Below are 14,327 nucleotides of genomic sequence, written 5' to 3'. Positions count from 1 at the left end.
CTCAAGCCATTCAAGCGGTCTTTGCTAGTTTCCCCCTATCACCGACCTGAGCACTTCGCCGAGTTCCTCGAGATCGTAGGGTTTCGCGATAACGTTCTTGAACCCGTATTGGCTGTAATCGGACATGATGGGATCGTTGGAGTAGCCGCTGGATACGATGGCACGTACCGCGGGGTCTATCCTGAGGAGCTCCTTCATCGCCTCCCGTCCCCCCATTCCACCGGGCACGGTCAGGTCCAGTATCACCGCGTCGTACCGTCTTTCCTGGTAAAGGCACAGCGCTTCCTCGCCGTCCCGGGCAAAATCCACGGTGAAGCCGTGATAGGCCAGGATATCTCCAACTATCTCCAGTATCGCTTCCTCGTCATCCATAACGAGGACGTTTCCCCCGATCACTCTGGTCATGTCCTCTCCGTTTCTCCTTTCCGCCAAAGATGGTGCATCGTGCACAGGCAAATATATGTGAAAGGTGCTTCCCACACCCAGTGTCGACTCGACGGTTATGCTGCCGTGATGGTTCTTTATGATGGAGTAGCAGATGGCAAGCCCCAGGCCGCTGCCTTTCTGCTTGGTGGTGAAGTAGGGATCGAAGACACGGTCGAGGTGTTCCTCCGGGATGCCGATCCCGTTGTCGGTGATGCTGATATGGACGTATCTGCCGGCCTTAAGGTTAATGTCGGCATTGTCGAGGGTCATGTTCCGGGCTGTGATGAGGATCGCTCCTCCCTGGGGCATCGCCTGGTGGGCGTTGATGACGATGTGCCCGATGGCCTGATTGATCTGGCCTTCATCGATGGCGACGGGAGGAAGGTCATCGGCTATGTCGAACCTGCAGGTCACGCCCGTGCCGGTCAGGGCGAATTGGGCGGTTTCCCTGAGATGATCGGTTATGGAGGCGACCTTTGTGATGGGTGCTCCCCCCCGGGAAAAGGTGAGGAGCTGCTGGGTGAGCTCCTTCGCCCGCGCGATGGATTGCTCGGCAAGGGTGAGCTTGTCCTTTGCCTTGTCCTTGTCCATGTCCATGTACATCTTTCCCAAAGTTATGTTGCCGAGGATCATGGTGAGAATGTTGTTGAAGTCGTGGGCGATGCCGCCCGCCAGCACGCCCAGTGATTCGAGCTTGCCTATCTTGGCCTGCTCCCGTTCGGACCGGGCGCGGTATGTTATGTCCGTGACGGTGATGATCTGGGACTCGTCATCGACGGAGGCGGCCTGGGCGAGGACGTCGATCAGGGTGCCGTCCCTGGTTCGCAGTGTCGTTTCGACGTAGCCCGCGCCGTGCAGGGCGTCAGATGCCCGCAGGCATTCATCTTCTCTCTCGAAAAGGTACTCCATGCCCTTTCCCTGAAGTGTCTCCACAGGATAACCGGTCATGCGGCACATGGTGTCGTTCACCCATTCGAAGACGCTGCCGCGGACGCGGCAGATCCCTATGGGAGACGCCGAAAGGATGGTCCTCAGGGATCCTTCCGACCCCTGTTCGTCTGGCGCGTGTTTCTCTTCCTGGTTCACAGGCATGTCCTCTGGGTTTGTTGCCCCCCCGATGTCCGTGGATCCCCCTGCTCTCAGTTCCTTCGTGAGCGTTTCACCTTTTTTGCCAGGATGGCGTATTCGAATCCGTCGATGAGGGCCACGAAGGAGGCCATGTTGATGTTCTCCGATATGGCGACGACGCTCCAGATGGTCTCGCCGTCAGAAAAGATTATGTTCACTTCGACGTTCGCCGACGTCCCTGACCGGGAATCGTGGATGCGGGAAGAGAAGTCAACGAGCTTCACTTCCTGGATCACGGGGAAGATCGACGAAAGGGATTTCTTGAGAACGTTGGCGAGGGCGTCGACGGGGCCGACCCCCGTGGATGCCTCGTGTGTCTCCCTTTCCCGGGTCTGGATAATGACCGTCGCCTCGGGTCTTTGCCCGTCGTCGATGAGGCGGTAGGTGCCGACCACCTCGAAGGGCCTCTCGTAATTCTTCCTCGACCTCAGGATATTGAGCTCCTTCGTGGCGTCGATGACGTTGACGAGTTTTCTCACGGCTTCTTTTCCTCTTCAATGAGAAGCTTGTAGTCGATGGAGTCGACGAGTGCCCGCCAGCTCGCCTCGATGATGTTCTCCGACACTCCCACCGTTCCCCATGTGTGTTTGCCGTCCGAGCTTTCGATGAGGACACGGGTGGGGGCGCCGGTGCCTTCCCGCGTGGAAAGGACCCTCACCTTGTAATCGACTAGGTCCATCTTCTTCAACTGTGGATAGAAGGTGTGAAGGGCCTTTCTGAGCGCGTTGTCGAGGGCGTTGACGGGGCCCTTGCCGAGCGCCGCGGTGTGCTCCACGCGGTCGCCGACCCTGACGAGGATCGTGGCTTCCGTCACGGGTTGAGAGGTCTCCTTCTTTTCGACGATGATGCGGAAACCGATGAGTTCGAAGTAGGACCTGTGGATGCCCATCTTCTTCTTGATGAGGAGTTCCAACGAGCCTTCGGCCCCCTCGAACTGATATCCGCCCATCTCCAGGTCCTTTATCCTCTTGACGACATCCTTGACCACCTTCGGGTCCTTGTCGATGTCGATGTTGAACTCCTTCGCCTTGTAGCGGATGCTGCTCTCGCCGGAGAGGTCCGAGATGAGGACACGCTGGGAGTTGCCCACCAGCTCCGGCCGGATGTGTTCGTAGGTCTCAGGATTCTTCCTGATGGCGCTGACGTGTATGCCGCCCTTGTGTGCGAAGGCGCTCTCTCCCACGTAGGGCCTGTGCTTGTCGGGTATGAAATTGGCCATTTCGTCAACGAACAGACTCAACTCCCGTAACCGGGCGATCTTTTCCCTGTCGATGCCGGTGTGTCCCATCTTCAGGATGACGTTGGGGATGATGGAACAGAGATTCGCGTTCCCGCAGCGCTCCCCGTAACCGTTGATGGTGCCCTGCACGAGGGCGCATCCGGCCTTCACCGCCATCAGGGAATTGGCAACACCGAGCTCGGTATCGTTGTGTGTGTGGATGCCGAGTTTTGTCTTTATGTCCTTTCCCACGGTCCGGGTGATATCGAAGACCTCGAAAGGCATGGCGCCGCCGTTGGTGTCGCACAGGACGATGATGTCGGCCCCGGCGTCCCGGGCGGCGCGCACCACCGCACGGGCGTATTCGGTGTTGCGCTTGTACCCGTCATAGAAATGTTCCGCGTCGAAGAAGACGGTCTTGCCCAATTTCTTGAGGTGGCCGATGGTCGCCGCTATCATGGCAAGGTTGGTGTCGAGGCTGACCTTGAGGGCGTCCCTCACGTGCAGGTCCCAGGCCTTGCCCACGATGGCCACCGCGTCCGTTCCCGCGTCGAGGAGGGCCTTCATGACGGGGTCCGTGTCAGGGCGGGCGTTCGCCCTCACCGTGCTCGAAAAAGCCACAATGCGGGCGTTGCTGAGAGAGAGTTTCTTTACCTCCTTGAAGTATTGCAGGTCTTTCGGGTTCGAGCCCGGCCAGCCTCCTTCTATGTAATGGATGCCGAACTCGTCGAGCTTTTCCGTTATCCTCAGTTTATCGGTGAGGCTGAAGGCGATGTCTTCCGACTGGGCCCCGTCCCTGAGGGTGGTATCGTAAAAGTCAACCCTCAACTCTCCTCCGTGATGTCCTCGGCGTCAAGGCCGAATCCCTTGTGGAGCGCCCGTACCGCCAGCTCGCCGTACTTGCTCTCGATAACGCAGGATATCTTGATCTCCGACGTGGATATGAGCTCTATGTTGATCCCTTCGTCGGCAAGGAGCGTGAACATCCTGGAGGCGACGCCGGAATGGGAACGCATGCCCAGCCCCACGATGGAAACCTTGGCCATATCCTCGTCCATTGCGACCTTTGCCCCTATCTCGGAGCCTATCTCCTCGGTGATCTTGAACGCCTTCTTTCCGTCTGCCTTCACCACCGTGAAGGTGATGTCGTTGTAGCTCTCGTGGCTGACGTTCTGGACGATCATGTCGACGACGATGTTGGCCGCGCTCAGGGCGCTGAATATCTTCGACGCGACGCCGGGCTTGTCGGGCACCTTGTTGATCGTTATCTTCGTTTCGTTCTTATTGTAGGTGATACCGGAAATGACGACCTTTTCCATCATGACCATGTCCTCCTTGCAGACAAGTGTTCCCTTTCCCTCGACGAGCGATGACTTGACGAGGATGGGGACGTTGTACTTCTGTGCGAGTTCCACGGAGCGTATCTGGAGGACCTTCGCCCCCAGAGATGCCATTTCGAGCATCTCGTCGTAGGATATCTTGTCAAGGCGTTTCGCCTTTTCACAGATGTTGGGATCAGTGGTGTAAACACCGTCCACGTCGGTGTAGATCTCGCACAGGTCGGCCTTGAGGGCCGCCGCAAGGGCAACGGCGGTGGTGTCCGAACCGCCCCTTCCCAGGGTGGTGATGTTCCCCGCGCCGTCGACGCCCTGGAACCCGGGCACGACGATGATGTTGCCTTCCTTGATCTCGTCCCGGAGCTTGACGTCCTCGATGCTGGCGATGCGGGCGGTCCCGTAGCTCGAGTCGCTGATGATCCTTATCTGGTCCGCAAGCAGAGACACGGCCTTGTGGCCCATCTCACGGAGGGTTATGGCGAGAAGGGCTGATGTGACCTGCTCCCCCGTGGAGATGAGCACATCCACTTCCCTTTCATCGGGGAATTTCGCTATCTCGTGTGCCAGGTTGAGCAGCCTGTCGGTTTCGCCGGACATGGCGGAGACGACAACGATGACGTCCATGCCTCGTCCCTTGTACTCGATGGCGCGCCTCGCCACATTCTGTATCCTCTGCACGTCCCTGACCGACGTGCCGCCATATTTCTGAACAACGAGCATCGTATCCTCCAGGTATGGAATGAACGTGATAACGTCAGGAATTACGGGTGATTGCCACCGTTGCCCGGTGCGTCCGACCCCGGTTTTTCCTGCTTGATAATAACAATTTTTCGCTCCATTTCTCCACTAATTTCTATGCGCACCTCTGTCACTCCCTCCCACCAGCGGGATCTCTCCGCCCACTCGACGGCGACGATGCCGCCGGCAAGGAACTCCTCGATATTGAGGTCGGCAAGGTCCGTCTCTTCAAGGCGATAGAGATCCACGTGGCAAAGCGTCATCGAGCCTTCGTACACATTCATGAGCGTAAACGAGGGGCTTACCACGTATTCCCAGTCGGGGACGCCAAGGCCCCGCGCGATGCCCTTGACGAGCTGGGTCTTTCCCGCTCCGAGGTCGCCGTAGATCGCGTAGACCTCACCCGCCGTGGCCACGCGGCCCATCATTTCCCCGATGTCTATCGTTTCAGAGGGATCTTTCGATATATACTCTGTCCGTCCCATTGCGGATATCCTCGATCGCATCGCCCAGTCCCGTCACGAGATCAAGGGCGAGAAGGTCCATGTCGGAATGGTTCTCCACCCAGGTGTCGGCCATATACCCGTGGAGATACGCCCCGAAGAGAGTGCTTTCCGTCAGGCTGTAGCCCTGGGAGGCAAGTCCGCCGATAAAGCCCGTCAGGATATCGCCGCTTCCTCCTTTCGCGAGGGAAGGGTTCCCCGTGGGGTTGAGGAACATCCGGCCTTCGGGTGTGGCGAGAACGCTCGCGGCACCTTTGAGGAGGACATTCACGCCCCACGCGCGGGCCGAGGTGAGGGCGGCGCCCGTCCGGTCCTCGTTCACCTCCTTCGGGGTCCTGTCGATGAGGCGGGCGAGCTCGCCCGGATGCGGCGTCAGGACGGTCTTTCTTCCCCTCTTTTTCAGGAGCGGCGTGTGCCCCCGGAAGGCGTTGATCCCGTCGGCGTCTATGACGAAGGGTTTGTCGATCTCCCTGTACATCCTTCGGGCCAGTTCCATGACGCCTTCGTTCTGGGAAAGGCCGGGACCCATGATGACCACGTCCTTGTCTTCCATGAACGCGGCTATCTCATCGAAGGAGCCGGGGGTGAAGAAGCCCCTGCCGTCGTCGGTAACGGGGTATGTCATGACCTCCGTTGTCTTTGTCTCCAGTATGGCGTTCAATGACTCGGGGATGACGAGCGTGACAAGTCCGGCACCGATCTTGAGGGCGGCAAGCGATGCCATGTGCGCCGCCCCAGTTTTCCCCGGCGACCCGGCGACGACGACGGCATGGCCGAAACTCCCCTTGTGTGAAGAGGGGAGGCGTCTTTTGAGGAAGCCCCGTATCATGGCGCCGTCGGCTATCTCCCCGTCGAAGCCGATCTCCTTCTCGATGAAGGGAGGTATTGATATGTCGATGACGGTGAGGGCGCCGCAGTGGTCGGCGCCGGGACTCAATACCTGGCCAAGCTTGGGGTAGGCGTAGGTGAAGGTGTGAAGGGCGTGAACGGCGTTTCCCAGGGCCTTGCCCGTGGCCCCGTCGATGCCGGAGGGGATGTCGACGGCGATGACGGGCTTTCCCGAGGAGTTGATCGCGTCGATGACGGTCTTTTCCATTCCGCCCACGGGTTTCGACAGACCCGTGCCGAAGATGGCGTCAACGATGAGGTCCGCCTCACCGATGCCCGTCCTGACGAGCTTCGGTTTTTCCACACACTCAACGACCTCGCCCGAGAGGGATTCGAAGAGTCCCATGTTGAGTGCCGCGTCACCCTTCACGTCTGACTTCCTCCCGATGAGGTACACGCGTACCCGGAAGCCGTCGATCAGGGCATAGCGCGCGATGACGAACCCATCGCCGCCGTTGTTGCCGCGGCCGCAGATGACGGCGATGGCCTCGCCGCCGGCGAGATAGCGTTCCTTCATGAGCCGGTACGTGTTCCTTCCGGCGTTCTCCATGAGTACCGCCGAGGGGATGCCCCAGGTCTTGATGGCGTATTCGTCATAGCGTGCCATCCTCTTCGGTGAAAGGACCTTCATCTATTGTGCCCCCTTTTCTCAGTCGCTCAAGATCACGACGGATACCGCGTAGGATCTCTCGTGGGAGATGCTGACCCCGTCATAGCGCTTTCCCCGGTATATGATGAAAGGCCTGCCTTTTTCGCTCAGCACCTCGATGTCCCGCCAGGTGAGCCGCTCGCCGCTGGCCTTCATAAAGGCCTCCTTCGCGGCGAACCTCCCGGCGAGGTATTCCTGAGGCCGTTTCCTCTCCCGCGCACGGGCGATCTCCGAAGGCGCGAAGACCTTCTCGAGAAAGCGCTCACCGTGCCTCTCGATCGCCCCGCCAATCCGCGCTATATCAACGATATCTATTCCAACCATGATCGAAAGTCTCTTCTCTCAGTGCGTCCTATATGTCCTATGCCGTCCTATATGTCTTATTGGTCCCATAGGTCCTATTTTCCTATTTGTCCTATGGGCCGTGGGTTTCGTGACAGGTTTTTATAGGACCAATAGGAGGTATAAGACCTATAGGACATCTAGGACCTATAGGACATCCAGGACCTATGGGACGGACAAGGTGTCCGCGCCTTATTTTGCGTCTCCTGTTTTTATCAGTTCTATCATGTCCCTTACCGCCCTGTCGAGGCCGACGAAGATGGCGCGGGCTATTATGCTGTGGCCGATCGACAGGTCGTCTATCTGGGGGATCACGGCGATCTCCCGCACGTTGTGGTAGTGCAGCCCGTGGCCGGCGTTGACGCCGAGCCCCAGCTCTTTGCCGAGGACAGCCGAGCGGATCACCTTGTCGAGCTCTCTTCTTTTCATTCTCGCTGTGCGCGCATCGGCGTAGGCCCCCGTGTGGATCTCTATCATATCGGCGCCGATCGCGGCCGATGCCTTGATCTGTGCCTCCGCGGGGTCGATGAAGAGGGAGACGGCTATGCCCCGCTTCCTGACCGCGGCGATCACCTTCTCGATCTTCGCCGCGAATTTGATCACGTCGAGGCCGCCCTCGGTCGTGAGTTCCTGGCGTTTCTCGGGAACGAGGGTGATCATGTCGGGTTTCGTCAAGACTGCTATCTTCGTCATCTCCGGCGTTGCCGCCATTTCGAGATTGAGCCTCGTGCGCACCACGTCGCGAAGGATTCGGAGGTCGCGGTCCTTTATGTGCCTGCGGTCCTCGCGCAGGTGTATGATGATACCCGTGGCCCCTGCCATCCCGGCGATACCCGCCGCGAAAACGGGATCGGGATAATGGATGCCCCGTGCTTCCCGTAGCGTGGCCACGTGGTCTATGTTTACCATGAGTTCAGGCATTCTCATTCCTCCAGGAACTGTATTTGAACGGCCCCGGTCTTCCCATCGGGGGCCTTAAAGCGCGATGGTCCGGCGACTACCGACCGCGAGGCACTGCGCGGCGTTTTCAATCCCAGTGGGTCTCCTTTCCCGGGTGCCTCCTCAGGACGATCCGCGCCGAGTCCGACCGTATTTTGACATGCGGGAGGTCCTCCGTGTTGAACCCCACGTTCACGGTCTCATCGACGTGCCTGAAGTCGCCGTTCGCCGGCAACGTCTCCACCGTCGTTGCGCCCTCGAGGACCTTGCGCGGTCCTTCAGCGAAGACGTGCTGCGGGCTTGCGAGGATGACATCGTAGCGGCCGGTCCATTTCTTGTCGAGGACAGGAACGACCTTCAGCTTTTTCTCGATGATCCTGTCGACGACCACCCTGACGGTTCCCGGCTTCACATCCACGATATCTATGCCCTTCGGGACGGACACGTTTGATTTCGATATCTCGAAGACCGTCTCGCCTTCTTTCGAGCCGTTCAGGCTGATGACGGCCGTGACATCACGATCCTTGATGTCCTTGAGCATGGAGACGCGTCCGCTTACCGTGACGAAGACCCTTTCGGGGTCCATCTTCGTTATGACCATGCTCCTCGGGAGGTGGGACACGGACAGGGGAACGGTTATGTCCTTCTTCGGTTCTCCTATCTGGAACACCGTGTACCAGAGCATCACGGCAAGGCCCAGGGAAAGGAGCTTCAGCTTCCAGTCCTTGATCACGTATCTTTCGAAGAGGGTCTTCATCATGGCCGTTTCAGTCCCTTTTTCAGCTCAAGACCTCTTTGAGTACCTTCCTGAGCTCGTCGGTGCTGATATTCCCGTGGATCTGTCCGTGCTGCGCGTAAGAGATAACACCTCTCTCCTCGGAGACGACGATGGAGACGGCATCGGTGACCTCGGTGATGCCGATCGCCGCCCGGTGGCGGGTGCCCAGCGTCTTGTCGATCTCATCGGCCGTCGTCAGAGGAAGCACGCATCCTGCAGAGACGATCCTTCCTTCCCGGATTATCAGGGCTCCGTCGTGCAGCGGCGACGCGAACTGAAAGATGCTGACGACGAGCTCGGCGTTCACTTCGGCATCGAAGCGTACCCCCGCTTCCATGAACTCCTCGAGCCCGACCTCCCGTTCGACGACAACGAGGGCTCCCATGGTGCGCTTCTTCATCACGAGGCAGGCGTTCACGAGCTCGTCGAGGAAGAGGGTCTCCTTGACATAGCTTATCTTCCGGAAGAAGGGGCTCCTCCCGAGGGCGAGAAGAAGCCTCCTCAGGTCGTCCTGGAATATGACGATGACGACGAACACGATGGAGCCTATGAAGCTGTTGAATATCCAGCTCAAGGTGAAGAGTTCCAGTCTCTTTGCAATGGCGAAGGCGAACATGACGATGACGAGGCCGAGAAGAAGCTGTATTGCCCTCGTTCCCTTTATGACGACGAAGATGCGGTAGATGATGAAGGCGACGACGATGATGTCGAGGACGTCCTGCCATCTGATGTTGGGTATCATGCGTCCATTACCGCCTTCACGATCTTGAGGACCTTGTTTGCCCGCCTCACGTCATGGACCCTCAGCACATCGGCCCCGTTCATGATCGCGACGGCAAGGCTTGCCAGGGTCCCTTCCACCCTCTCTTCGAGGGGCATGTCCGTGAGCTTTCCTATGAAGGACTTCATCGAGGTGCCGATAAGGACAGGTCTGCCCAGTTCCTTGAAGGCTGCGAGCATCTTGAGGATGCGCAGGTTGTCCTCCACCCGTTTCCCGAAACCGATGCCCGGATCGACAATGATCTTCTCCCTGTCAACACCGCTTCGCACCGCGTATTCGACGCGTTCGTGGAGGAATCCCCTGATCTCGCCGATAACGTCGTCGTATCGGGGGTTCTCCTGCATGTTCCGTGGCGTGCCCCTGATATGCATGATGACCGCGTGGGCGTCATACTCGGCAATGACCCCGGCCATGGCGTCGTCGTGGGTGAGACCGCTGATGTCGTTTACCATATCGGCCCCCGCCTTGAGGGCTTCCCGGGCCACGTTCGCCTTGTAGGTGTCCACGGATATGAACGCGCCGGGTATGTCGTGAAGCCTCTCTATAACAGGTATTACCCGATGGAGCTCTTCTTTTTCGGCAACAGGTTCTGAAAAGGGCCGGGTCGATTCCCCGCCGATGTCGATGATCTCCGCGCCTTCGTCGATCATCAGCCGGGCGTGGTCGAGGGCCTCTTCCACGCTCCGATATTTCCCCCCGTCGGAAAAGGAGTCGGGAGTGACGTTGAGGATCCCCATGATGACGGGGGTTGTCTTACGCCGGAGCGCCCGCGCCATCGGTATCTCTGATGATAGCATCGATCTCGAGGCCGTCGAGGACTTCCTTTTCGAGGAGTGCCTTCGCCAGAGCGTGCAGGCAGCTGATGTGTCTCGAAATGATGTCTCTGGCCTGCGAGTAGCACCTGCCGACAAGCGCCTTCAGCTCTTCGTCTATGCCCTGCGCGGTCTGTTCACTGAAATCCCGGTGGCGGGCGATCTCCCTGCCCAAAAATATATGTTCTTCGTTCTTGCCGTAGTTGAGGGGTCCCAGCTTGTCGCTCATGCCCCATTCGCAGACCATCTTCCGGGCGATCTCGGTGGCGCGTTCTATGTCGTTGCCCGCCCCCGTCGTGAGCTGGCCGATGACGAGCTCTTCCGCGACACGCCCTCCGAGGAGGATGGAGATGCTGTTGAGAAGATAATCCCGGGAATAGGTGTGGCGCTCGTCGATGGGCAACTGCTGGGTGAGCCCCAGCGCCCTGCCTCTGGGGATGATCGTGACCTTGTGGATGGGGTCCGTGCCGGGGATCATCTTCGCGACGAGGGTGTGGCCGGCCTCGTGATAAGCCGTCAGCCGTCTTTCCTCGAGGGGGATTATCATGCTGCGTCTTTCGACACCCATGAGGACCTTGTCCTTGGCGTGCTCGAAGTCGTCCATTTCGACGGCCTTCTTGTCCCGCCGCGCCGCGATGAGGGCGGCCTCGTTAACGAGGTTGGCGAGATCGGCCCCGGAGAACCCCGGTGTCCCCCGTGCGATGATGGAAAGATCCACGTTCTCGTCAATGAGGGCCTTGCGCGTGTGGACCTTGAGGATCTCCTCCCTGCCTTTGACATCGGGAGTGGAAACGACGATCTGTCTGTCGAAACGGCCGGGACGAAGCAGGGCCGGATCGAGGACATCGGGCCTGTTGGTGGCGGACATGACGATGACGCCCTCGTTGGACTCGAAGCCGTCCATCTCGACGAGAAGCTGGTTCAATGTCTGCTCGCGCTCGTCGTGGCCTCCGCCGAGCCCCGCCCCGCGGTGTCTGCCCACGGCGTCGATCTCGTCGATGAATATGATGCAGGGGGCGTTCTTCTTCGCCTGGTTAAAGAGGTCGCGGACGCGTGACGCGCCGACGCCGACGAACATCTCGACGAAATCGGACCCGCTTATGGTGAAGAAGGGCACATTGGCCTCACCCGCTATGGCGCGGGCAAGGAGAGTCTTTCCGGTGCCGGGAGGCCCCACGAGAAGGACCCCCTTGGGGATGCGTCCGCCGAGTTTCGTGAACTTTTTCGGGTCCACGAGGAAGTCGATGACCTCCTGGAGCTCTTCCTTTGCCTCGTCGATCCCGGCCACATCGTGAAAGGTCACCTTGTTGTCGCGGCCGGTGAAGAGCCGCGCCTTGCTCTTGCCGAAGGCCATGGCCTTGCCGCCTCCCGACTGCATCTGGCGCATGAAGAAGATCCAGACACCGATGAGCAGGAGCATGGGAAACCAGGATATGAAGATGGACTGCCACAATCCCGATTCCTCGTCGGGTTTGGCGGTGATCTTCACATTCTTCTCCCGAAGCGTCTTGACGAGATCGGGGTCTTCGGGTGCGAAGGTCTTGAACTCTTTGCCATCCTTGAATGTTCCCGTGATGTTTCGTCCCTGCATCAGGACGGAGGCGACCCTGTCGGCGCGCAGGGCTTCCGAGAAGTCGCTGAAGGCTACGCTTTCCAGGTTCTTCTTTGGCTTGTTGTAGACCTGGAAGACGAAAAGTCCCAGCAGAATTATCACCAGAACGGTGATGATGCTCTTGTTTGTGGGTCCTTGACCGGTGGCTTTTGACATAGGTCAAAGTGTACCACAAAAAGTCCATAATTTTCAATATTGTCAGGCATTAAGAGTCAGGATTCAGTTATTGAGGTTAAGGGAACAGGGAAAATGCAGGAAAAGTCTTTATATTCTGAGGACACGCAGGACCATGTGCCCCCTGAACCCTGGCCCCTTTCCCCCATTGTCTGCCCGCCTTTCCCCCTTGTTTTTTGCACCGTGGTGTGCAATAAGAACGATACGGGTCGAATGGAGGGCCCGGAATGCCATGGATACCACAACACCGACAGTTCTGGCACTCATTGCTTCACCGAGGGCCCTCGGCAACTGTGAGACCTTTGCCAAGGAGGTGTCCCGGAATGTTCCGGAAGGGCACAGACTGAGGCTTGTCAGGCTCACATCGTTAAAGATAGAAAGATGCCGGGCCTGCTATGGATGCGTCATGGGCAACAGGTGCCCCATTGAGGATGACATGACCCTCCTCCTCGATGAGATCGCCCGGGCCGACGCCTTTATCATCGCCTCTCCCGTCTACTACCTCGGAGCGAACGCGAGCATCAAGGCCATTCTCGACAGGGGTTTCCTCTTTTTCGACATACTGGGGAAGACCCACGGCAAACCGGCGGTTCTACTCAATTTCTACGGTATGCCGGGACGGATCGGGGCGGCGCCTCAGATGCTCGAGACCCTGGCGGCCTTTCTCGGACTTTCCGTGAAGGCGAGTCTTTCCATCAAGGCGGCGCTCCCCGGCGAGGCCCTCATGAACAAGGCAAACACCGTCCGGGCCGCCCGCCTGGGAAAGGCGCTCTTCGCACCGGGAAAGAGAAAGAGGACAGGTGGTTGCCCTTTCTGCGGCTGCGAGATAATCCGCGTCGTCCCGAAAGGCTTTGTCTGCACCGTCTGCCACGGCTCTTTCACCATGGGACCCCGGGGCCGTTTCGTCAAAGGGAAGGAGGGCGGTATCCTCGGGCCTCCCGAGCACATGCTCCTTCACCGCGAATGGCTGCGGGGCATGAAGGAACGCTTCAACGAGAAGAAAAGAGAGATAATGAAGACCATCGTTCCTTACAGGGACGACGGAGAGTGGGTGGAACCACCCCGGTAAAGACAGTTTCAAGTTTCAAGTTCCAGGTTCCAGGAAAAAGACAAAGACAGCATCTTGCGGTCTCTCTTTGAGCCTGAAACTTGGAACCGTCTTCTTGTCTTTGCCTGAAACGTGAAGCGGTTCTTGAGGTCTCTTGCCTGAGACTTGAAACTTGGAACCTGAAACAGAGGTTAAAGGGGCCCGAAGGCCCCTTTTTGTTTCTTAGAAGAAGTACCATGCACCGAATCTGTAAACATCGGCCACGCCTGTGCGATCGGCATTGCCCGTGCCCACGCTGAGGGGGGCGCCAGTGCTGGTAACAGGCACGCCGTATCCGTTGTAACCCGTGTAGTTCCGGACCCACTGGATACCGAACCTGATGGCCTGGTTCGCATCCCACAGCAGGTTAGCGCCGTAGCTCTGGGTCATGTTGTAGGTGCTGACCGCGGCGTTCCGCGCGTAATTGCTGGCGTTGTGTTTTAGATAGCCGTAGTTGCCGTTGAGGTGGAGGGCGTTGGTGATCCACCATGATAGGTTGGCCTGGAGGCCGAACATCGTCGGGGCCGCCATGCTGCTGTCGGGCCTCTGGTAGGAGGAGTAGTTGGAGTCATAGAGCCAGCCGCTGCCGTTCAGGTTCTGGCCGACCCAGAAGTTACCGTTGAGGAGGACGGCCATTGCCTTGTTGCCTGCCTTCTCGGGAACGATGGGTACCGAATACCTGAAGGCCACCGCCCAGGAATTGAGGGTATCATCCCTGTAGTCGTTGCCGGTCGCGGTGACGTACGCTTGGCTCGTACTGTTGTCCTTTCCATAGTAGCCGCCCAAAGCGAACTTCAGGTTCTGGGGGCCGATCTTGCCACAGCGGTCGGTCCAGTACGCGATCTCGCCCTGGAATCCCGGCCAGCTGCTTCTGGCGAAGCCGTCATTGGACTGACGGACCGCACGGAAGCCTG

Annotated in this window: 14 protein-coding genes; 1 reads left to right on the top strand and 13 read right to left on the bottom strand. The window is 58.7% G+C overall.

From position 1 onward, the window contains the following. Positions 1-24: 24 nt before the first annotated feature. The 12 genes from GXX82_06470 to GXX82_06415 form a co-directional block, all read right to left on the bottom strand. A complete protein-coding gene (locus GXX82_06470) occupies positions 25-1,512 on the bottom strand; it encodes a response regulator (protein NLT22674.1) in 1,488 nt (495 codons plus the stop codon). Positions 1,513-1,565: 53 nt separating this feature from the next. Then, positions 1,566-2,033: a hypothetical protein gene (locus GXX82_06465; GenBank protein ID NLT22673.1), complete on the bottom strand. Its 468-nt coding sequence runs from the start codon at positions 2,031-2,033 to the stop codon at positions 1,566-1,568. After that, positions 2,030-3,601, bottom strand: a complete 1,572-nt coding sequence (locus tag GXX82_06460) for a citramalate synthase (GenBank protein ID NLT22672.1) — start codon at positions 3,599-3,601, stop codon at positions 2,030-2,032. Before GXX82_06460 ends, GXX82_06465 begins: the two co-directional genes overlap by 4 nt. Continuing rightward, a complete protein-coding gene (locus GXX82_06455) occupies positions 3,598-4,830 on the bottom strand; it encodes an aspartate kinase (protein ID NLT22671.1) in 1,233 nt (410 codons plus the stop codon). The genes GXX82_06460 and GXX82_06455 overlap by 4 nt, the downstream gene beginning before the upstream one ends. A 41-nt stretch (positions 4,831-4,871) precedes the next feature. After that, a complete protein-coding gene (gene tsaE, locus GXX82_06450; GenBank protein NLT22670.1) occupies positions 4,872-5,333 on the bottom strand; it encodes a tRNA (adenosine(37)-N6)-threonylcarbamoyltransferase complex ATPase subunit type 1 TsaE in 462 nt (153 codons plus the stop codon). Next, positions 5,296-6,870: an NAD(P)H-hydrate dehydratase gene (locus tag GXX82_06445; protein ID NLT22669.1), complete on the bottom strand. Its 1,575-nt coding sequence runs from the start codon at positions 6,868-6,870 to the stop codon at positions 5,296-5,298. The genes tsaE and GXX82_06445 overlap by 38 nt, the downstream gene beginning before the upstream one ends. 18 nt (positions 6,871-6,888) lie before the next feature. After that, a complete protein-coding gene (gene acpS / locus GXX82_06440; protein NLT22668.1) occupies positions 6,889-7,212 on the bottom strand; it encodes a holo-ACP synthase in 324 nt (107 codons plus the stop codon). Between the two features lie 210 nt (positions 7,213-7,422). Further along, positions 7,423-8,151, bottom strand: coding sequence for a pyridoxine 5'-phosphate synthase (locus GXX82_06435; GenBank protein ID NLT22667.1), 729 nt, complete (start codon positions 8,149-8,151; stop codon positions 7,423-7,425). A gap of 106 nt (positions 8,152-8,257) precedes the next feature. Continuing rightward, a complete protein-coding gene (locus GXX82_06430) occupies positions 8,258-8,929 on the bottom strand; it encodes a hypothetical protein (protein ID NLT22666.1) in 672 nt (223 codons plus the stop codon). A 19-nt stretch (positions 8,930-8,948) separates the two neighbouring features. Further along, positions 8,949-9,689 (bottom strand): TIGR00159 family protein, encoded by a 741-nt coding sequence (locus tag GXX82_06425; protein ID NLT22665.1) that lies wholly within the window; start codon positions 9,687-9,689, stop codon positions 8,949-8,951. Then, positions 9,686-10,525, bottom strand: coding sequence for a dihydropteroate synthase (gene folP, locus GXX82_06420; GenBank protein ID NLT22664.1), 840 nt, complete (start codon positions 10,523-10,525; stop codon positions 9,686-9,688). The genes GXX82_06425 and folP overlap by 4 nt, the downstream gene beginning before the upstream one ends. Continuing rightward, positions 10,482-12,308, bottom strand: coding sequence for an ATP-dependent metallopeptidase FtsH/Yme1/Tma family protein (locus GXX82_06415; protein NLT22663.1), 1,827 nt, complete (start codon positions 12,306-12,308; stop codon positions 10,482-10,484). The genes folP and GXX82_06415 overlap by 44 nt, the downstream gene beginning before the upstream one ends. Before the next feature lie 250 nt (positions 12,309-12,558). On the opposite strand from GXX82_06415, the gene GXX82_06410 reads away from it, so the two are divergent. After that, positions 12,559-13,395 (top strand): flavodoxin family protein, encoded by an 837-nt coding sequence (locus GXX82_06410; protein ID NLT22662.1) that lies wholly within the window; start codon positions 12,559-12,561, stop codon positions 13,393-13,395. A gap of 201 nt (positions 13,396-13,596) precedes the next feature. On the opposite strand, the gene GXX82_06405 is transcribed toward GXX82_06410, so the two are convergent. Further along, positions 13,597-14,327 (bottom strand): hypothetical protein (locus GXX82_06405; GenBank protein NLT22661.1); only part of this gene is annotated, 731 nt, incomplete at its 5' end.

The organism is Syntrophorhabdus sp., assembly GCA_012719415.1.
Classification (GTDB): domain Bacteria; phylum Desulfobacterota; class Syntrophorhabdia; order Syntrophorhabdales; family Syntrophorhabdaceae; genus Delta-02.
This window is presented reverse-complemented; position numbering and strand designations above follow the sequence as displayed.

Coding starts and splice junctions, on each gene's coding strand:
- GXX82_06455 (NLT22671.1), bottom strand. CDS start 4,830: ATGCTCGTTGTTCAGAAATATGGCGGCACGTCGGTCAGGGACGTGCAG.
- tsaE (NLT22670.1), bottom strand. CDS start 5,333: ATGGGACGGACAGAGTATATATCGAAAGATCCCTCTGAAACGATAGAC.
- GXX82_06445 (NLT22669.1), bottom strand. CDS start 6,870: ATGAAGGTCCTTTCACCGAAGAGGATGGCACGCTATGACGAATACGCC.
- acpS (NLT22668.1), bottom strand. CDS start 7,212: ATGGTTGGAATAGATATCGTTGATATAGCGCGGATTGGCGGGGCGATC.
- GXX82_06435 (NLT22667.1), bottom strand. CDS start 8,151: ATGCCTGAACTCATGGTAAACATAGACCACGTGGCCACGCTACGGGAA.
- GXX82_06430 (NLT22666.1), bottom strand. CDS start 8,929: ATGATGAAGACCCTCTTCGAAAGATACGTGATCAAGGACTGGAAGCTG.
- GXX82_06425 (NLT22665.1), bottom strand. CDS start 9,689: ATGATACCCAACATCAGATGGCAGGACGTCCTCGACATCATCGTCGTC.
- folP (NLT22664.1), bottom strand. CDS start 10,525: ATGCTATCATCAGAGATACCGATGGCGCGGGCGCTCCGGCGTAAGACA.
- GXX82_06415 (NLT22663.1), bottom strand. CDS start 12,308: ATGTCAAAAGCCACCGGTCAAGGACCCACAAACAAGAGCATCATCACC.
- GXX82_06410 (NLT22662.1), top strand. CDS start 12,559: ATGGATACCACAACACCGACAGTTCTGGCACTCATTGCTTCACCGAGG.